Below are 19,667 nucleotides of genomic sequence, written 5' to 3'. Positions count from 1 at the left end.
GTCATGGCGCTTCTTCCTGCGTTGGCAGGCTTGCTTATCCTGATTGCCTCTCTATACTCGCGCGCAATACCCGCCTTTTTATTCTGGATATCGCAATGCCCCTTGCCTTCCTGTTTCCCTTCTCCTGCATGGCCATCTGGGCTGGCAATGGCATCGTCAGCAAGCTGGCGGTCGGGGTGTTGTCTCCAGCAGCGCTCGCCTGGTCGCGCTGGATGGTGGCGGCCCTGGTGCTGACCCCGTTTCTGGCTCACCGGGCCTGGCGCGAGCGCCGCAAGCTGCGGGCCGGTTTCTCGAAGCTGGCGATGCTGGCCCTGCTCGGCATGGTCTTGAACCAGACCTTTGGCTATTACGCGGCCCAGACCCTGGGGGCCACCGAGATTGGCCTGATGATGGGGCTGACCCCCTTGATGACAGTGCTGCTCAGCATCTGGTTGCTGCGCGAGCGGCCCACCTGGGGGGCGCTGCTGGGAGGCGCCATCTCCATTCTGGGGCTGGCGATTTTGTTGGGGCAGGGGGATCCGGCCCGGCTGCTGACCCAGGGCATCCATATCGGTTCCGTCTACATGCTGCTCTCGGCGGCCACCTATGCGCTCTACAGCGTGCTGCTCAAGCGCTGGGATCTGGGGCTGGACAACTGGTCCATGCTCTACGGCCAGGTGCTGTGCAGCCTCCTGTTCCTCACCCCCTTCTATCTGTTGGTGGACGGGCACTGGCCCGATGGCAGCGCCCTCTGGCTCATCCTCTATGCGGGGATCCCGACCTCTGCCCTCTCGCCCTGGCTCTGGATGCAGGGCATTGCCCTGCTCGGGGCGAGCCGCACCGCCATCTTCATGAACCTGTTGCCGGTCATGACGGCCGCCCTTGCCATCAGCTGGCTCGGGGAGCGGCTCACCAGCTATCACCTCATCGGTGGCGGCATGACCCTGATGGGGGTGTTGCTGGCGCAGTTGCTGGTCAGGCCCGTGACGGTGCGAAGACGCGCCCGGCTCGCGGTGGCGGGCTGTCAGGAGAAGTAGGATAAAAAAAGACCGCCCACGAGGCGGTCTTTTTGGTTCGGTGCACAGCGTCACTGCGCCGTCAGATAGAGATCCTTGGCATAGACCAGGTCTTGCGGGTTCTGGTAGGGGTAGCCCTTGACGTTGGGTTTGAGCAGCCGAGATTTCACGTAGAAGTAGACAGGTGCGATGGGGGCCTCCTCGTCGATCAGCACCTCGGCCTGCTGATAGAGGCGGTTGCGCTCGGCCGGATCCTTGGCGTCATGGGCCTTGGCCAGGAGGGCGTCGTACTCCTTGTTGAACCACTTGCCGCTGTTGGCGCTGCTGCTGGAGGTCATGATGTCGAGGAAGGTGGAGGCATCGTTGTAGTCTCCGTTCCAGGAGTAGCGGCTCACCCCGAAGTCACCCTCGTTCAGGGCCGACACCATGGTCTTCCACTCCATGTTGTTGAGCTCCGCTTTGACCCCCAGGTTGTGCTTCCACATGGAGGAGATGGCGAGCGCTATCTTCTTGTGCCCCTCGTTGGTGTTGTAGAGGATGTCCACCGTCAGCGGCTTGTCCGGGCCGTAACCCGCCTCGCCGAGCAGCGCCTTGGCCTGCTTGATGCGCTCTTCCTTGCTCATCAGCTCGCTGGCGGGGCGTTTGAGCTCGAAGCCGTCCACGCTCGGCGGGGTCAGGCTGAAGGCCGAGAGCTGCCCCTGTCCCAGGATCTTCTCCGTGATTGTGTCCCGGTCGATGGCAAGAGAGAGTGCTTTGCGCACCCTGACGTCGTCAAAGGGTTTGCGCTGGGTGTTGAAGACGTAGTAGTAGGTGGCGAGCATGGGGGCGCTCACCAGCTCCTCCGGGCTCTGGCGCTTGATCTGCTGATACTGCTCCAGGGGATAGGTGGTGTAGTGCAGCTCGCTCGCACGATAGCGGTTGTAGGCCGCGGTATCGGAGACGATCTCCAGATAGATCACCTTGTTCAGCACGGTGTGCTCGTTGTCCCAGTAGTGGGGGTTGCGCTCGGCGATGAGGCGCTCGTTCGGGGTCCACTCCTTGAGGGCGAAGGCGCCGTTGGAGACGATGTTGGCCGGTTTGACCCACTCATGACCGAACTTCTCGATGGTGGCCTTGGGCGCCGGGAAGGTGGTGTAGTGGGAGAGGGTCTTGAGGAAGAAGGGGACCGGGTTTTTCAGGGTGATCTGCAGGGTGTAGTCATCGAGCGCCTTGATCCCCAGGGCATCCGGGCTCTGCTTGCCCTGCACCACGTCGCTGGCATTGGCGACGCCGGTCAGCTCGATGAACCAGGCGTAGTTGGAGGCGTTCTTGGGGTCCGCCGCCCGCTGCCAGCCATAGACGTAGTCCGCCGCCGTCACCGGCTCGCCGTTGGACCATTTGGCATCGGGTCTGAGCTTGAAGGTGTAGACGGTGCCCGTGGCATCGAGCTCGTAGCCAAGGGCGCCCGCCGCCTGCAGCTTGCCGTTGCCATCCAGGGTATAGAGCCCCTCGAACAGATCGTTGACGACGTCGCTGCCCGCGCTCTCTTCCACCATCTGGGGATCGATGGAGGCAGGCTCGGTGCCGATGTTGCGCACGAACACTTGCTGGGTGGCTGGCAGAAGCTGGGTGCCTTCAGGCACCTGGGCGGCGAGGACGGGGAGGGTGAGCAGAGCGGCAACCGCCCCGGCGATAAGCGACTTTTTCATTGAATATCCTTATGTTTTTTTGCTTCCAAAGCGCAGCCAGTGTGCGGGATTGGGGGGCAGATCTCAAGAGGGGAGCCTCTGGCGCAACATTGCCGGGCGCCAGGGGGAGCAAGGCGGGCCGCCGCGTCGGCCCGGATGCATTCTTGTCACGAATTAACCCCCCAAAAGATGCCGGATGGCACCCTTGTTTCACGGCGAAAGCCCGTGGTGGCGCGGTTTTCTGGCGATTTAAAGAACGGCTTAATTCGCTGCAAAAACAAAAAACAGGCGTTACATTGGGTTACAAAACAACGCTGCCGGGGATCGGCACTTTTTTTGCCGACACTTGCAAACGTTTTCAACGGCCAACGGAAACGATCTTAAAGGAACAAGAATGCGAAACATGATCACCATGGGCGAGTTCATCGTCAAAAAGCAGGCGGACTACCCGACCGCGACCGGCGAGCTGACCTCCTTGCTCAGCTCCATCCGCCTGGCCGCCAAGGTGGTGAACCGGGAGATCAACAAGGCGGGTCTGGCGGACATCATCGGCTCCATCGGCGCCGAAAACGTGCAGGGCGAGGTGCAGCAGAAGCTGGACGTCTATGCCAACGAGCGCTTCAAGGCGGCGCTGGAGGCCCGTGGCGAGGTGTGCGGCATGGCCTCTGAGGAGGAGGAGGACTTCGTCTCCTTCGATTCCGAGCTCTCTCGTCACTCCAAGTACGTGGTGCTGATAGACCCCCTCGACGGCTCCTCCAACATCGACGTCAACGTCTCGGTCGGGACCATCTTCTCCATCTACCGCCGGGTCAGCAAACCGGGCGCCGGGGTCACTCTGGAGGACTTCCTGCAGCCGGGTCACCGTCAGGTCGCGGCGGGCTACGTGGTCTACGGCTCCTCCACCATGCTGGTCTACACCACCGGCTTTGGGGTCAACGGCTTCACCTATGACCCCTCCATCGGCTGCTTCTGCCTCTCCCACGAGAACATCCGCATTCCGGAGGAGGGCAAGATCTACTCCATCAACGAGGGCAACTACATCAAGTTCCCGGACGGGGTGAAGAAGTACCTGAAATACTGCCAGGAGCGTGACGAGGCGACTCACAGGCCCTATACCTCCCGCTACATCGGCTCCCTGGTGTCGGATTTCCACCGCAACCTGCTCAAGGGGGGCATCTACATCTACCCGTCCGGCACCAACTCCCCGAACGGCAAGCTGCGCCTGCTCTATGAGTGCAACCCCATGGCCTTCCTGGTGGAGCAGGCCGGTGGCAAGGCGTCCGATGGCTTTGGCCGCATCATGGACATCCAGCCTACCGCTCTGCACCAGCGCACCCCCTACTTCGTCGGGTCCACCAGGATGGTGGAGCGGGCCGAGGCCTTCATGCGGGAGTTCTCCGCCCACGAGGATCCGGCCAACCAGGGCTAAGCCCGGGCCAGCGTCCCTTCGTCACGGGAGCCGTCAAGGCTCCCGTTTTTATTGGCGTGCAGGCGGATGTAGCCAGGTTGATATGCTGACGGACTGACGGACTGACGGACTGACGGACTGACGGACTGACGGACTGACGGACCGACGCGGCGCCTCGGCGGTCGCGGTGCAATGGCTGGTGGCCCCTGGCCGGGATACCTGGTCTGGATACCTGGTCTGGATACCTGGGCGGGATAAATACGGCACGGGCCATCTGCGGGGCTATCGAGGCGCGTTGACCCCGTTTTTGCCCACGATCATCCCCACATCCATCTGTTTTTCAGATGGGTTATGACTCAATGCATCGTATCAACAGATGGATTCGGCGGCAAAATGGTGCTGCCAGGAGGGCGAACCGAGGCATCGGGAGGCAAGAAGGCGGGCCGGGGGCGAGATGCCGCCCCTTGCCAGCAACGAAACGGGAGCCCTGGGGCTCCCGTTGTTGTAGGCGGCAGGTCGCGCCCTGCTGACGTCATGCTTTCCCTCAGGGGGTGGCATGGCGGGCGAGATCCGCCAGCAGGCCGTCCACCAGTTTGAGGCGCATGGCCCTGTCCTGGGTCGGTACTTGGAAGCGCAGCCGGGTCGGCCCGTCCATCTTGTAGATGCGCGGCTGCTCCGAGAGCAGCTTGACCAGATAGGCCGGGTTGACCTTGGTTTCCTGGGTAAAGTCCAGATAGCCGCCGCGCTCGCTCATCTCCACCCGGCGAATCCCCAGCGCCGTGGCGCGCTGGCGGAAGGCGGCCAGCTCCATCAGCGTCTTGGTCGGCTCCGGCAAGAGGCCGAAGCGATCGATGAGCTCCACTTTGAGCTCCCGCAGCTCCTGCTCGTCGGCGGCACTGGCGATGCGCTTGTACATGGAGAGGCGCATGTTGACGTCCGGGATGTAGTCGTCCGGGAGCAAGGCGGGCAGGCGCAGCTCCACCTCGGTGTGCTGGCTCATGAGCTGCTCCAGCGACGGCTCCTTGCCATGTTTGAGCGCCTCCACCGCCTGCTCCAGCATCTCCATGTAGAGGGTGAAGCCCACCGATTCGATCTGGCCGCTCTGATCGTCGCCCAGCAGCTCGCCCGCGCCCCGGATCTCCAGATCGTGGGTGGCGAGCGCAAAGCCGGCGCCGAGATCTTCGAGGGACGCGATGGCCTCCAGCCGCTTGGCCGCATCCTTGGTCATCAGCTTGGGATGGGGGGTGAGCAGGTAGGCATAGGCCTGGTGGTGGGAGCGCCCGACCCGGCCCCGCAGCTGGTGCAGCTGGGCCAGGCCAAGGTGATCCGCCCGGTCCATGATGATGGTGTTGGCGCTCGGCACGTCGATGCCGGTCTCGATGATGGTGGTGCACACCAGCAGGTTGAAGCGCTGGTGGTAGAAGTCCGACATCACCCGCTCGAGCTCCCGCTCGCGCATCTGGCCGTGGGCGATGCCGATGCGCGCCTCCGGCACCAGCTCGGCAAGATCGGCGGCGCACTTCTCGATGCTCTCCACGTCGTTGTGCAGGTAGTAGACCTGGCCGCCACGCTTCAACTCCCGCAGTACCGCCTCGCGCACCACCGCCGGCTCGTGCTGGCGCACGAAGGTCTTGATGGCGAGCCGCTTGGCGGGCGGGGTGGCGATGATGGAGAGATCCCGCATGCCGGACATGGCCATGTTGAGGGTGCGGGGAATGGGGGTGGCGGTGAGGGTGAGGATATCCACGTCGGCGCGCAGCGCCTTGATCTTCTCCTTCTGGCGCACCCCGAAGCGGTGCTCCTCGTCGACGATGAGCAGCCCCAGATCCTTGAAGGTGAGCTCGGCGCCGAGCAGCTTGTGGGTGCCGATGATGATGTCCACCTTGCCCTCGGCCATCTCCTTCATCACCGCGCTCTGCTCCTTGGCGGAGCGGAAGCGGCTCAGCACCTCCACCCGCACCGGCCAGTTGGCGAAGCGGTCGCGGAAGTTGTCGTAGTGCTGCTGGGCGAGCAGGGTGGTGGGCACCAGCACCGCCACCTGCTTGCCGCCGTGCACGGCCACAAACGCCGCCCGCATCGCCACTTCGGTCTTGCCAAAGCCCACGTCGCCGCACACCAGCCTGTCCATGCTCTTGGCCTGGCACATGTCGCCGAGCACCGCATTGATGGCGTTGAGCTGATCCTCGGTCTCCTCGAACGGGAAGCTCGCGGCAAACTGGCGGTAGGCCTCCCGGTCGTGTTTGAAGGCAAAACCGTGACGGGCTGCCCGCATGGCATAGACATCCAGCAGCTCGGCCGCCACGTCCCGCACCTTTTCCGCCGCCTTGCGCCGCGCCTTGACCCAGGCCTCGCCGCCGAGCTTGTGGCTGGGCGGGTTGTCGGAGCCGGTGTAGCGGCTGATCAGGTGCAAACTGGTGACCGGCACGAACAGCTTGTCGCCGCCGGCGTATTCCAAGGTCAGAAACTCGGTGGGCAGGCCGCCTGCGTCTATGGTCTCGAGCCCCAGGTAGCGACCGACCCCGTGATCCAGGTGCACCACCGGCTGGCCCTGGGTCAGCTCGCCCAGGTTTCGGATCACCGCATCCGAGCTCAGGTTCTTGTTCTTGTCCCGCTGGCGCTTGCTGCGGATCTTGCCGCCGAGCAGCTCGGCTTCGGTGATGAGGGCAAGGGGCGTCTGGCCGGGCTCTTGCAGCAGGAAGCCCCGCTCCAGGGGGCAGACCAGCAGCCCGTGGCGCTCATCGCTCGAGAGGAAGGCGTCGAGGGAGGCAAACTCCCGGGGTTGCAGGTTGATCCGTGCGAGCAGATCCCCGAGCCCCTCGCGCCGCCCCTCGGACTCCACCGCAAACAGGGTGCGCCCGGCAAAGCCTTGCAGGAACTGGCTGAGGGCCAGCAGCGGCTGCTCCTTGCTGTGATCGAGCTGAAGATCCGGTAGCGCCGAGAGAGGCAGGTCGTGCTGCCCCGCATCACCGGCGGTGGGGGCCTCCTGCAGCCGTACGGCCGCGTACTGACCCAGAGCGGCAAACAGCTGCTCCACCGGCAGATAGATCTGCTGGGGCGGCAGCAGGGGACGGGTGTTGTCCCAGCGCCTGTCTTCATAGCGCTGGCCGATGTCGTTCCAGAAGCGCTGGGCCGCGGGGTAGATCTCCCCCACGGTGAGCAGCAGGGTGTTGCCTGGCAGGTAGTCAAACAGGCTGGCGGTCTGGTTGAAGAAGAGCGGCAGGTAGTATTCGATGCCGGCGGGCCAGCGCCCCTTGCTCACCTCCTGATAGACGGAGCCCTCGGCCCGGGAGATCTCGAACTGTTCGCGATACTGGCCACGAAACAGCTCGATGGCCCCCTCGTCGGTGGGAAATTCCCGGGCGGGCAGGAGGCTCACCGACTTCACCGGCTCGCTGGAGCGCTGGGTCTCGGGGTCGAACGGGCGGATGGAGTCCACCTCGTCGTCGAAAAAATCAATGCGATAGGGGCGGCTGCTCCCCATGGGGAAGAGATCCAGCAGGGAGCCGCGGGCGGCGAATTCGCCGTGCTCCAGCACCTGTTCCACCGCCACGTAGCCCGCCTCCGCCAGACGCCCGCGCAGCTGCTGCAGGTTGAGGCGCTGGCCGCTTGTGACCATCAGGCTGTATTTGTCGAGATAAGCCTGGGGCGCCGTGCGCAGCATCAGGGTGGAGATGGGCACGATGAGCACGCCGTGGCGCATCTGCGGCAACTGGTAGAGGGTCTCGAGGCGCTGGGAGATGATGTCCTGATGGGGAGAGAAGCTGTCGTAGGGCAGGGTCTCCCAGTCCGGAAACAGCAGCACCGGGCAATCCTGACCCGCCAGCAGGAACCCCAGTTCCTGTTCAAGGCGCAGGGCGCTCGGGGTATCGGCGGTGACCAGCAGGACGGGTCTTCGGGCTTCCCGGGTGAGGCGGGCGGCAACCAGAGCCAGGCTGCTGCCGGCCAGCTGGCCGAACGTTGTCTTCTGGCCCGCTTTGGCGGGCAAGGCGGGGAGGGTCATTGGCATCATCGGAGTCTTTTACTGTTGGCGTTCTTTTGACATGGACCTGGGTTAGCGCTGACGTTCCTGGGCACGCAGCTTGAGCTGTTTCGACTGCACATGCAGGCTGGCGCGCACCAGCAGCTCCCGGTCATCCTCGCGGATGCGCACGTAGTCGAGCACGACGTGGGTGCCGTGCTCTCCGGCGTCCCGCTGCACAACCTCGCCGTAGCAGTAGACGGCGGAGGCCTCTTCCCGCAGGAAAATCTTGAGCCGCACTATCTGGTGCAGGGCGGGGGCCTCCCCGTGCCCCTGGTGGGGGTGCAGGTAGGTGAGCTGCCCGGCGCCAAAGCGCAGGGTGTGGAAGCGGTGCTCGGGGTGATCCTGGGCCGCCAGCACATAGCCCATGATCATGTCGATCTTGCGGGACTGCTGGTTGATGATCTCGACCAGATCGTGCATGGACTCGTTCTGGCTGCGCAGCAGCCGGCTGCTCACCAGATCGATGGAGGTGATGGCGGAGGCGATGCGAAACGGCTCGGGCAACTCGGCCTCCAGGGCCTCCAGCGTCGGCAGACGAAAGTCGGCCGGCATGGGGATCACATTGACCGGCGTGGCATGGGTGACGCTGAAGAACTGTTCCTGCATGGAGGCTATCCCTTGTTGTCATAGACGGTTTCCCTTTATTATCCGGTATCTTATTTCGTTGGCAACGTAGATATCCTTGAAGACCGGACTTTTTCAGCCACTGTCGCTGGCCATCGGCCTGCGTTATGCAGGCTCGCGACGCAGTAACCGCTTCGTCTCCTTTATCTCCCTGTTCTCCACCTTTGGCATCGCCATCGGGGTCGCCGCCCTGATGGTGGTGATCTCGGTGATGAACGGGTTCGAAGGCCAGCTCAAGGGGCGCATCCTCGGTGTGATCCCCCATGTGGTGGTGACCAATCAGGCCGGACGCATCGAGGCCGAGCCCGAAGGTCTGCCCGACCTGGCCCGCTTGCCCCACGTGGTGGCCACGGCCCCCATGCTCGACAGCGAAGGCATGCTGCAAAGCCCGGGTCAGCTCACCGGCGTGAGCGTGCAGGGGATCGATCCCGCCCGCTGGCCCAAGGATGACATCCTGCACGCCCAGATGCTGGGAGGGCGCCTTGACAGCCTGCAGGCCGGTGAATACCACATCGTGCTGGGGCAGGGGGTGGCCAGCCGACTCAAGGTCTCCATCGGCGACCAGGTGCGTCTCATCCTGACCGAAGGTACCCGCTTTACCCCCTTTGGCCGGGTGCCGGCCCAGCGTCTTTTCACCGTCTCCGGCATTTTCGGGGTCGGCGCCGACGTGGACAGCCAGGTGGCCCTGATTGCCCTGGGGGATGCCCAGCGCATGCTGCGCCTGCCCGCAGACAAGGTGGGCGGCATCCGCCTCTGGCTGGACGATCCCTTCGCCGCCGACGAGGTGGTGAAGACCGCGTTGCCGGACGGGCTGGAGTGGCAGGACTGGCGCCGCGAGCGCGGCGAGCTGTTCCAGGCGGTGGCCATGGAAAAACGGATGATGGGGCTGATGCTGGTGCTGATCATCGCGGTCGCCACCTTCAACATCCTCTCCGCCCTGGTGATGGTGGTCACCGACAAGGAAGGGGAGGTGGCCATCCTGCGTACCATGGGCATGAGCGAATCCGGCATCGTCAAGATCTTCATGGTGCTGGGGGCGTCGAGCGGCGTAATCGGCGCCCTGTTCGGGGGGCTGGCGGGGCTGGCGCTCTGCTTTGGCCTCAATCCTCTGCTCAATGCCCTTGGGCTCAACCTCTATATGGCGGCAGGGGGCAGCGGTCTGCCGGTCATCGTCGAGCCGGCCCAGGTCATGACCATTTTGCTGGGCGCCGTGCTGCTCAGCTTCAGTGCCACCCTTTACCCGGCCTCCCGCGCGGCCCGGGTCAAACCGGCGGAGGCGCTGCGTTATGAATAATTCATCTTCTGTTGTTACAGGTGCAAGTGGAGCCCCCGTTATGAATCAATCCGTCTCCTGCGAGCCGCTGCTGCGCTGTCAGGCCCTCAATCATGTCTACAAAGAGGGCAATCTGGAGACCCAGGTACTCAAGGGGATCGAGCTGGACGTCGCCCCCGGGGAGATGCTGGCGGTGGTGGGGAGCTCGGGCTCCGGCAAGACCACCCTGCTGCACCTGATGGGGGCGCTGGACAACCCTTCCAGCGGCGCCGTGCTGTTCAAGGGGCAGGACATCCATGGCTGGGACAGCCGCACCCAGGCGAGGTTTCGCAACCAGGAGCTGGGTTTCGTTTACCAGTTCCACCACCTGCTCTCGGAATTCAGCGCGCTGGAAAATGCGGCCATGCCGCTGCTGATCGCCGGTGAGTCGGTGGCCAGCGCCACCGAGAAGGCGAGCAAGATGCTGGGGCGGGTGGGGCTCTCCCACCGTCTCAACCACAGACCGTCCGAGCTCTCCGGTGGTGAGCGCCAGCGGGTGGCCATCGCCCGTGCCCTGGTCAACGAACCCAGCCTGGTGCTGGCGGACGAGCCCACCGGCAACCTGGATCATGCCAGCGCCACCGCCGTCTATGAGCTCTTGTGCGAGCTCAACCGCGAGCTTGGCACCGCGTTCGTGGTGGTGACCCATGACTTGAGCCTGGCCGCCAAGCTCCACCGCCGGGTCACCCTGGTGAGCGGCATCATGGCGGAGGTCGCCTGATGTTCAAGCCGCTGCCCCTGTTCCTGGGCCTGCGTTACAGCCGCTCCCGCCGCCGCAACGGCTTCATCGCCTTCATTTCGGCCTCCTCCCTCATCGGGATCGCCCTCGGGGTGATGGCCCTCATTCTTGGCCTCTCCGCCATGAACGGGTTCGAGCGGGAGCTCAAGAACCGGGTGCTCTCCGTGGTCCCTCACGGCGAGCTCATCGGCATGGAAGCGCCGCTGCCTGACTGGCCGCGGCTCAGGGACTACCTGCTGGCCCAGCCCGGGGTGGAGGCGGCTGCGCCCGTCATTCGCCTGGACGGCCTGCTGGAGCACGGCTCCGCCCTCAAGGGGGTCCAGCTGCGTGCGGTGCTGCCGGAGCTGGAAGCCAATCTCTCCGATGCGGGCAACTTCATGACGGGTCGGGGCCTTCGCGAGCTGCAGGCGGGTGAACACGGAGTAATCCTCGGCAAGATCATCGCCGACAAGCTGGGGGTCAAGACAGGGGACACCGTCACCCTGCTGCTGCCCCAGGCGGGTGATGCCGCCGGCATCAAGAACCCGAAACGGGAGGCGCTCACCGTGGTAGGGCTGCTCGAGATCGGTGGCCAGCTCGACGGCCTGCTCGGCTTCATGCACCTGGCGGACGCCCAGGCCATCACCGGCATGGGCAGCGCGGTGGAGGGGTTCAGCCTCAAGGTGAGCGACGTGCTCAAGGCCCAGTCCATTACGGTGGCGGCGGCCCAGAAATTTCCGCACTACGTCTATATCAGTAGCTGGATGAGCCGTCAGGGTTATCTCTATCAGGACATCCAGATGGTGCGCACCGTGATGTACGTGGTGATGCTGATGGTGGTGGCGGTGGCCTGCTTCAACATCGTCTCCACCCTGGTGATGGCGGTGAATGAGAAGCGCAGCGAGATTGCCATCTTGAAGACCATGGGGGCGAGCCCGGGCCAGATCCGGCTTACCTTCGTCATCCAGGGGATGGTGAACGGGGTGGCGGGAGCCTTGCTAGGCGCCCTGCTGGGCGGCCTGCTCTCCAGCAAGCTGACCCAGATCCTGAGCGCCATCGAAGGAGTGATCGGGCACCGTTTCCTCAATCCGGACATCTACTTCATCGACTTCCTGCCGACCGAGCTGCACATGCAGGACTTGCTCATCGTGACCGGCGCCGCCATCCTGATGAGCCTGGTGGCGACCCTCTATCCCGCCTGGCGGGCGAGCGGCCTGGTGCCGTCCCGGGAGCTGGGGCATTGATACCCATGGATGTGATAACGGGCCCTGCGGGGCCCTTTTTATTGTCACTCTTTTGTGGGGAACCCCCCGAAGTGGCGGTTATCGAGGCAATACGCAGGAGGAGATGATGCCCGGTGCCGTGTTGATGGCATCAATGGGCATTCAACTCATCGAGAGGCAGTGAAAAACTCCCCACGAAGACATCGATGAAGTAGCGCATGGCGGGGTTCATCCTGGCGTCCAGCATCTGCTCGAGGCGCTTTCGCGCGGGCTCGAACTCCCGGTTGCCGACGCTCAGCTCCTCCAGACACTTGGTGTAGGCACAGAGGGTGTCTGCATCCTTCACCAGGCTGGTGAGGGCCTCGTCCTGGGCGCCGGAGTCGAGCAGGGGGCGAAAGTCCTCGACCAGCTCAGGCGGCAACATGCCCAGCAGGCGCTGCTCGGCGGCAAGCTCAATCTTCTTGTATTCACGGGCGATTTCGGGATTGAAGTACTTGACCGGGGTGGGCAGATCCCCGGTCAGCACCTCGCTGCTGTCGTGGTAGAGGGCCATGACGGCGGCCCGGTCTGCATCCACCTGAGCGCCGAACAGGCGATTGCCGATAAGGCCGAGGGCGTGGGCCACCATGGCAACCTGCAAGCTGTGCTCGGCGATGTTTTCGGGCTGGATGTTGCGCATCAGGGGCCAGCGGTAGATGAGGCGCATACGGGCGAGGTTGGCAAAAAAATGGCTGGGCAGCATGAAAGACCTCGAATGGGGCAATGAAAAAGGGCAGACCCTAGTCTGCCCTTTTTTCCACCCGCAAGGATAGTCTGAGATGGGCTGTCAGCGGATGTAGCGGCCCGATTCGGCCTCGTGGTTGGTCACTATCATCTGGCCGATGGGGGCAAGGCTGATGAGGGCCAGCTTGAGGTGCTGGATGCCGAACGGGATGCCGACGATGGTGACGAAACAGGCCAGCGCCGAGGCGATGTGGCCGATGGCCAGCCAGACCCCGATGAGCACAAACCAGAGAATGTTGCCAATCAGCCCCAGGGCACCGGTGCCGATGTCGCTCTGGCCCGTCATGCTCTTGCGGTTCACCGCCTGCTTGCCAAACGGGAAGAAGGTGAAAGTGCCGATGACGAAGCAGGCGCGTCCCCAGGGGATCCCGATGAGGGAGATGAAGCAGAGCAGCCCCGCCAGCCACCAGGCCAGCCCCATGAAGACGCCTCCCAGCACGAACCAGAGCAGATTGAACAAGAAGCGGAAAAAGGACATGTGGGTGACTCCAGCAGCACGTAAATTGGTTGTCACCATAGCGAGCCCTGCCGGGGGACGCAATGGCGCAGGCGAGAAGGTGGACAATTTGGGTCGCAGCACGCCATTTTTGTGCCTGATTGGCGGCGGATGGCGATCAAAATGGCCCGTTCGCCGTGAAAAAGAGTGAGCCAGTGCAAATTATTGCGGATGGAATGCTTGAACTCGGTGCAAGGCTTCCCCATATAGGAGAAAGTCTTGCGCAAATTGTGCTGTCTGTGCCCCGGATGGGGGATGTGCGGCTCGACGCGACCACTGCACGCCGCTATAATGTCGCGTCATATTTTCTCATCACAAAGACAGTCGTTGTCTTTATAAACAGGAAGACTCCGGGCTTGCCCGGGGGCAATAAAGGGTCAGCACGCAGTGCTGAGTTGAACGAGGTAAAAGAATGCAAGTTTCTGTAGAGACAACCCAGGGTCTGGAACGCCGTCTTACCATCACTGTACCGGCCGCTACCGTTGACGCCGCCGTGCGCAAAGAATTGAATGGCCTGGCCAAAACCCGTCGCATCGACGGTTTCCGTCCTGGCAAGGCTCCGGTTGCCATCATCAAGAAGATGTTCGGTGCCATGGCTCACGCCCGCGTTGCCGATGAAATGATGCAGAACAACTTCATCAAGGCCATCATCGAGAACAAACTGAGCCCGGCTGGCGCCCCGACCATGGATCCGAAAGAGATCAAAGAAGGTCAGGATTTCGAGTTCACCGCCACTTTCGAAGTGTATCCGGAGTTCGAAGTTGCCGGTCTGGAGAGCATCAAGGTCGAGAAGCCGGTTGCCACCGTTAAGGACAGCGACCTGGAAAACATGATCGACACCCTGCGCAAGCAGCACGCCACCTGGACTGAAGCCGCTGTGGCTGCCGCCAACGGCATGCGTGTGACCATGGACTTCGTCGGTTCCATCGACGGTGAAGAGTTCGACGGTGGCAAGGCTGAAGGCTTCACCCTGGAACTGGGCGCTGGCCGCATGATCCCGGGCTTCGAAGACGCCATCCTGGGCAAGAAAGCGGGCGACGAGTTCACCATCGAGGTGACTTTCCCGGCTGACTACCACGCCGAAGCCCTGAAGGGCAAGGCTGCCAAGTTTGCCTCCAAGCTGCACAAGGTTGAAGAGCAAGTGCTGCCCGAGCTGACCGAAGAGTTCGTCAAGCGTTTCGGCATCGAGAGCGGCAGCGTTGAAGAGCTGAAGGCTGAAGTGCGCAAGAACATGGAGCGCGAACTGGCCCAGGCCCTGAAAAACAGCGTGAAAGAGCAGGTACTGAACGGCCTGGTTGAAGCCAACCAGATCGATCTGCCGAAGGCTGCTGTTGCCCAGGAAATCGACACCCTGCGTCAGCAGGCTCTGCAGCGCTTCGGTGGCTTCCAGGGCGGCAACGCCCCCGAGCTGCCGGCCGAGCTGTTCCAGGCCCAGGCCGAGCGCCGTGTCCGCGTTGGTCTGCTGCTGGGTGACGTCATCCGCACCAACGAGATCAAGGCTGACGACGCCCGTGTGACCAGCATCATCGAGTCCATGGCCACTGCCTACGAAGATCCGAAAGAAGTGATCGAGTACTATCAGCAGAACGAGCAGATGCTGAACGGCGTGCGCAACCTGGCCATTGAAGATCAAGCCATCGATCTGATCCTGTCCAAGGCGCAAGTCACCGAGAAAGAAGTTGCCTTCGACGAAGTGATCAACAAGTCCGGTGCCGCTGCCTAAGAACATTTGACTTAAGGTCAAAACTGTTAAGTATAATGGCTCGTGTGATCTCCACTCGGGCCATTTTATTTTAGGGACAATGCCTTATGTACAAGAACTATAACGATGTGACTGAATCCCCACGCAATGCGCTCATCCCGATGGTGGTAGAGCAAACCGCGAAAGGGGAGCGTTCCTACGACATCTATTCCCGTCTGCTGAAAGAGCGGGTGATCTTCCTGACCGGTCAGGTCGAGGATCACATGGCGAACCTGGTGGTGGCCCAACTGCTGTTCCTGGAGTCCGAGAACCCGGATCAGGACATCAGCATCTACATCAACTCGCCGGGTGGCGCCGTCACTGCGGGTATGTCCATTTATGACACCATGCAGTTCATCAAGCCGGACGTGAGCACCGTCTGCATGGGGCAGGCCTGCTCCATGGGGGCCTTCCTGCTGGCCGGTGGCGCCAAAGGCAAGCGTTTCTGCCTGCCCAATGCCCGAGTGATGATCCACCAGCCGCTGGGCGGCTTCCAGGGCCAGGCTTCTGACATCCAGATCCATGCCCAGGAGATCCTGAAAATCAAGAATACCCTGAACGATCGTCTGGCGTTCCATACCGGTCAGGACATGGCCACCATCGAGCGCGACACCGACCGTGACAACTTCATGTCCGCCGAACAGGCCGTTGCCTATGGTCTGGTTGACGGCATCCTGAGCCAGCGCGGCTGAGCAGGGTACCCCGTCCTGTTGTAAACTCAACAGGACGATCCATCCTCTATTGATAAAACGAGGTCGCTGAATGACAGAGAAACGCAAGGGTGAGGGCGACAAGCTGCTGTATTGCTCTTTCTGCGGCAAAAGCCAGCATGAAGTGCGCAAGCTGATCGCTGGCCCTTCCGTCTACGTATGTGATGAGTGTGTCGAGCTGTGCAACGACATCATCCGCGAAGAGATCCGCGAGATCTCTCCCAAGCGCGATGGTAGCGAGCTGCCGACCCCTCATGAAATCCGCGCTCATCTGGACGACTACGTGATCGGTCAGGAGTACGCCAAGAAGGTGCTGGCAGTGGCTGTCTACAACCACTACAAGCGTCTTCGCAGCGGCAGCGAGTCCGGTGGCGTGGAGCTGGGCAAATCCAACATCCTGCTGATTGGCCCCACCGGCAGCGGCAAGACTCTGCTGGCCGAGACCCTGGCTCGTCTGCTGGATGTGCCCTTCACCATGGCCGATGCCACCACCCTGACCGAAGCCGGTTACGTGGGCGAGGACGTGGAGAACATCATCCAGAAGTTGCTGCAAAAGTGCGACTACGACGTGGAGAAGGCCCAGCGCGGTATCGTCTACATCGACGAGATCGACAAGATCTCCCGCAAGTCGGACAACCCCTCCATCACCCGCGACGTCTCCGGGGAAGGGGTGCAGCAGGCACTGCTGAAACTGATCGAAGGCACCATCGCCTCCGTGCCGCCCCAGGGCGGTCGCAAGCACCCGCAGCAGGAGTTTTTGCAGGTCGACACCTCCAAGATCCTCTTCATCTGTGGTGGTGCTTTCGCGGGGCTGGACAAGGTGATCGAGCAGCGCTCCGTCAAGGGCACCGGCATCGGTTTTGGCGCCGAGGTGAAATCCAAGAATGCCAAGGCAACCCTGAGCGAGAACTTTGCCAAGGTGGAGCCGGAAGATCTCATCAAGTACGGTCTCATCCCCGAGTTCATCGGCCGTCTGCCGGTGGTCGCGACCCTGACCGAGCTTGACGAGGCTGCCCTCATCCAGATCCTGAAAGAGCCGAAAAACGCGCTGACCAAGCAGTATGCCGCGCTGTTCGCCCTGGAAGAGGTGGAGCTGGAGTTTCGTGACGACGCGCTCAATGCCATTGCCCGCAAGGCCATGGAGCGCAAAACCGGTGCCCGGGGTCTGCGTTCCATTGTCGAGGCCGTACTGCTCGACACCATGTATGACCTGCCCTCCCTGAAAGGGGTCAGCAAGGTGGTGATCGACGAGACGGTGATCAAGGGAGACTCCGCGCCCCTGATGATCTACGACAATCCCGAGACTCAGGCCGCAGCCTCAGAGTAACTGTCTGATTTTTAATCACATAAAGGGGCTTTTTGCCCCTTTCATGCTTTTTACGGCCAAGGCGATTGAATCTCATCTTTGCGCCCCCATATACTCAGCCAAGCCTTTGCCAACGGTATAACAAGCCGAGAGGACATATATGAACCTAGAGCGTTCAGAACGCATCGAGATTCCCGTCCTGCCTCTTCGTGACGTGGTGGTCTATCCCCACATGGTCATTCCACTCTTTGTGGGGCGGGAAAAATCCATTCGCTGTCTGGAAGCGGCCATGGAGCAGGACAAGAAAGTCCTGCTGGTGGCCCAGAAGGATGCGTCGACTGACGAACCGACGGTGGAGGAAATTTTCTCCGTCGGGACAGTGGCCAATATTCTGCAGATGCTCAAGCTGCCGGACGGCACCGTCAAGGTGCTGGTGGAGGGGGGCCAGCGTGCCCGCCTTGAGCGGATGATCGACGATCGCGACTTCTTTGTCGGGGAGGCCCAGTACATCGCGTCCGCCCCCATCGAGGAGAAGGATCAGGACGTGCTGGTGCGCTCTGCCATCGGCCAGTTCGAAGGTTACATCAAGCTCAACAAGAAGATCCCGCCCGAGGTACTCACCTCGATTTCGGCGATTGACGATGCGGCGCGCCTGGCCGATACCATGGCTGCCCACATGCCGCTCAAGCTCGAAGACAAGCAGAAGGTGCTGGAAATCGCCTCCGTGTCCGAGCGCATCGAGTTTCTGATGGCCATGATGGAGTCGGAGATCGACCTGTTGCAGGTCGAGAAACGCATCCGCTCTCGGGTCAAGAAGCAGATGGAGAAGAGCCAGCGGGAGTATTACCTCAACGAGCAGATGAAGGCCATCCAGAAAGAGCTGGGTGAGCTGGAAGACAGCCCGGATGAATTCGAAGCCCTCAATCGCAAGATTGAAGAGGCCGGGATGCCGGAGGATGCCCGCGAGAAGGCCCAGGCCGAGCTCGCCAAGCTCAAGATGATGTCCCCCATGTCGGCGGAAGCCACCGTGGTGCGCAGCTATGTGGACTGGATGGTGCAGGTGCCCTGGAAGGCCCGCTCCAAGGTCAAGAAAGACCTGGGCAAGGCCCAGGAGGTGCTGGATGCGGATCACTATGGCCTGGACAAGGTCAAGGATCGCATCCTCGAATACCTGGCAGTGCAGGCGCGTGTGAACAAGCTCAAGGGCCCCATCCTCTGCCTGGTCGGGCCTCCCGGGGTGGGCAAGACTTCCCTGGGCCAGTCCATCGCCAAGGCCACCGGCCGCAAGTATGTGCGCATGGCCCTGGGTGGGGTGCGTGACGAGGCGGAGATCCGTGGTCACCGCCGTACCTACATCGGCTCCATGCCCGGCAAGCTCATCCAGAAGATGGCGAAAGTCGGCGTGAAGAACCCGCTGTTCCTGCTCGACGAAATCGACAAGATGAGCTCGGACATGCGTGGCGATCCCGCTTCCGCCCTGCTGGAGGTGCTGGATCCCGAGCAGAACAGCAGCTTCAACGATCACTATCTGGAAGTGGATTATGACCTGTCGGACGTGATGTTCGTGGCCACCTCCAACTCCATGAACATACCGGGTCCGCTGCTGGACCGGATGGAAGTGATCCGTCTGTCCGGTTACACCGAGGACGAGAAGCTCAACATTGCCAAGCAGCACCTGGTGGCCAAGCAGATCCAGCGCAACGGCCTGAAGCCTTCCGAGATCACCATCGAGGATTCGGCGCTGATCGGGGTGATTCGCTACTACACCCGCGAGGCGGGTGTGCGCAGCCTGGAGCGTGAAATCTCCAAAATCTGTCGCAAGGCAGTCAAACGCATCCTGCTGGACAAGAGCATCAAGCATGTTCAGGTCAACCAGGAGAACCTCAAGGAGTTCCTGGGGGTACAGCGCTTTGACTATGGCAAGGCCACCGACCAGAACCAGATTGGTCAGGTGTGCGGGCTGGCGTGGACCGAAGTGGGGGGCGATCTGCTCACCATCGAGACCACCAACATGCCGGGCAAGGGCAAGCTCACTTACACCGGTTCCCTCGGTGACGTGATGCAGGAGTCCATCCAGGCGGCCATGACAGTGGTGCGAGCCCGTGCCGAGAAGCTGCGTATCAACGGCGACTTCTACGAGAAGCGCGACATCCACGTGCACGTGCCGGAAGGGGCGACCCCGAAAGACGGCCCGAGCGCCGGTATCGCCATGTGTACCGCCCTGGTCTCCAGCCTCACCGGCAACCCGGTGCGTGCCGACGTGGCCATGACGGGTGAAATCACCCTGCGTGGCGAGGTGTTGCCCATCGGTGGTCTCAAGGAGAAACTGCTGGCGGCCCACCGTGGTGGCATCAAGCGTGTGCTGATCCCGAAAGAGAACGAACGTGACCTCGAGGAGATCCCGGCCAACGTCAAACAAGATCTTGAAATCTATCCGGTTCGCTGGATTGATGAGGTGCTTGCACTGGCGTTGCAGGACAATCCGCAAGGTTTCGAACGCGTTTCTGTCGTGTAAATGTTGATGCGCCGCAAATTTGGCGCATTCGGGGGGTGGTTAAGGCTTGCATGCACCGGACAACGGAAGTAGCCTTGACCACCGATCGGGTACTCATGATGAGTCGCAATGCGTGATGTGGCGCGGGTTTGCGCCAGATTGTCACTTG

At 62.2% G+C, this 19,667-nt stretch carries 15 protein-coding genes; 10 read left to right on the top strand and 5 right to left on the bottom strand.

Features of this window, described 5'->3' with window-relative positions:
• Positions 1-95: 95 nt before the first annotated feature.
• A complete protein-coding gene (locus AB5Y54_RS17405; protein WP_041215261.1) occupies positions 96-1,016 on the top strand; it encodes a DMT family transporter in 921 nt (306 codons plus the stop codon).
• Positions 1,017-1,066: 50 nt separating this feature from the next.
• On the opposite strand, the gene AB5Y54_RS17400 is transcribed toward AB5Y54_RS17405, so the two are convergent.
• Complete coding sequence (locus AB5Y54_RS17400; RefSeq protein WP_045524768.1) at positions 1,067-2,683, bottom strand: peptide ABC transporter substrate-binding protein; 1,617 nt, start codon at positions 2,681-2,683, stop codon at positions 1,067-1,069.
• A 143-nt stretch (positions 2,684-2,826) separates the two neighbouring features.
• On the opposite strand from AB5Y54_RS17400, the gene AB5Y54_RS17395 reads away from it, so the two are divergent.
• Together AB5Y54_RS17395 and fbp are read left to right on the top strand one after the other, a co-directional pair.
• Positions 2,827-3,069, top strand: a complete 243-nt coding sequence (locus tag AB5Y54_RS17395) for a hypothetical protein (protein ID WP_125117245.1) — start codon at positions 2,827-2,829, stop codon at positions 3,067-3,069.
• Positions 3,057-4,091 (top strand): class 1 fructose-bisphosphatase, encoded by a 1,035-nt coding sequence (gene fbp, locus AB5Y54_RS17390; protein ID WP_029314452.1) that lies wholly within the window; start codon positions 3,057-3,059, stop codon positions 4,089-4,091. The genes AB5Y54_RS17395 and fbp overlap by 13 nt, the downstream gene beginning before the upstream one ends.
• Before the next feature lie 523 nt (positions 4,092-4,614).
• On the opposite strand, the gene mfd is transcribed toward fbp, so the two are convergent.
• Complete coding sequence (gene mfd, locus AB5Y54_RS17385) at positions 4,615-8,079, bottom strand: transcription-repair coupling factor (RefSeq protein WP_368154079.1); 3,465 nt, start codon at positions 8,077-8,079, stop codon at positions 4,615-4,617.
• Between the two features lie 42 nt (positions 8,080-8,121).
• Positions 8,122-8,697: a PilZ domain-containing protein gene (locus AB5Y54_RS17380; RefSeq protein WP_042863798.1), complete on the bottom strand. Its 576-nt coding sequence runs from the start codon at positions 8,695-8,697 to the stop codon at positions 8,122-8,124.
• A 76-nt stretch (positions 8,698-8,773) separates the two neighbouring features.
• Between AB5Y54_RS17380 and AB5Y54_RS17375 the strand changes: the two genes are divergently transcribed.
• Genes AB5Y54_RS17375 through lolE form a run of 3 tightly spaced genes read left to right on the top strand, consistent with a single transcriptional unit; the run spans position 8,774 to position 11,989 of the window.
• Positions 8,774-10,009, top strand: a complete 1,236-nt coding sequence (locus AB5Y54_RS17375; RefSeq protein ID WP_010674566.1) for a lipoprotein-releasing ABC transporter permease subunit — start codon at positions 8,774-8,776, stop codon at positions 10,007-10,009.
• 40 nt (positions 10,010-10,049) lie between these two features.
• Entirely contained in the window at positions 10,050-10,748 is a 699-nt protein-coding gene (gene lolD, locus AB5Y54_RS17370) for a lipoprotein-releasing ABC transporter ATP-binding protein LolD (protein ID WP_010674567.1), read from the top strand.
• Positions 10,748-11,989 (top strand): lipoprotein-releasing ABC transporter permease subunit LolE, encoded by a 1,242-nt coding sequence (lolE, locus tag AB5Y54_RS17365; RefSeq protein ID WP_039039045.1) that lies wholly within the window; start codon positions 10,748-10,750, stop codon positions 11,987-11,989. The genes lolD and lolE overlap by 1 nt, the downstream gene beginning before the upstream one ends.
• Before the next feature lie 130 nt (positions 11,990-12,119).
• On the opposite strand, the gene yfbR is transcribed toward lolE, so the two are convergent.
• On the bottom strand, positions 12,120-12,710 hold the full coding sequence (gene yfbR, locus AB5Y54_RS17360; RefSeq protein ID WP_043155890.1) for a 5'-deoxynucleotidase: 591 nt from the start codon (positions 12,708-12,710) through the stop codon (positions 12,120-12,122).
• Positions 12,711-12,794: 84 nt separating this feature from the next.
• A complete protein-coding gene (locus AB5Y54_RS17355; RefSeq protein WP_043155888.1) occupies positions 12,795-13,229 on the bottom strand; it encodes a YccF domain-containing protein in 435 nt (144 codons plus the stop codon).
• Between the two features lie 430 nt (positions 13,230-13,659).
• Here AB5Y54_RS17355 and tig point away from each other — a divergent pair, with 430 nt between their 5' ends.
• The 4 genes from tig to lon all read left to right on the top strand — a co-directional run bounded on the left by tig (position 13,660) and on the right by lon (position 19,519).
• Positions 13,660-14,970, top strand: coding sequence for a trigger factor (gene tig / locus AB5Y54_RS17350; protein WP_010674572.1), 1,311 nt, complete (start codon positions 13,660-13,662; stop codon positions 14,968-14,970).
• An 86-nt stretch (positions 14,971-15,056) separates the two neighbouring features.
• Positions 15,057-15,680: an ATP-dependent Clp endopeptidase proteolytic subunit ClpP gene (clpP, locus tag AB5Y54_RS17345; RefSeq protein WP_005324106.1), complete on the top strand. Its 624-nt coding sequence runs from the start codon at positions 15,057-15,059 to the stop codon at positions 15,678-15,680.
• A gap of 70 nt (positions 15,681-15,750) precedes the next feature.
• Positions 15,751-17,025 carry an ATP-dependent protease ATP-binding subunit ClpX gene (gene clpX / locus AB5Y54_RS17340; protein ID WP_010674573.1) on the top strand — a complete coding sequence of 425 codons (1,275 nt, stop codon included), beginning with the start codon at positions 15,751-15,753 and terminating at the stop codon, positions 17,023-17,025.
• Between the two features lie 139 nt (positions 17,026-17,164).
• Positions 17,165-19,519: an endopeptidase La gene (gene lon / locus AB5Y54_RS17335; RefSeq protein ID WP_010674574.1), complete on the top strand. Its 2,355-nt coding sequence runs from the start codon at positions 17,165-17,167 to the stop codon at positions 19,517-19,519.
• Positions 19,520-19,667: the final 148 nt, after the last annotated feature.

Origin of the sequence: Aeromonas sp. s9, from assembly GCF_040907765.1 — a bacterium.
GTDB classification, from domain to species: domain Bacteria; phylum Pseudomonadota; class Gammaproteobacteria; order Enterobacterales; family Aeromonadaceae; genus Aeromonas; species Aeromonas caviae.
This window is presented reverse-complemented; position numbering and strand designations above follow the sequence as displayed.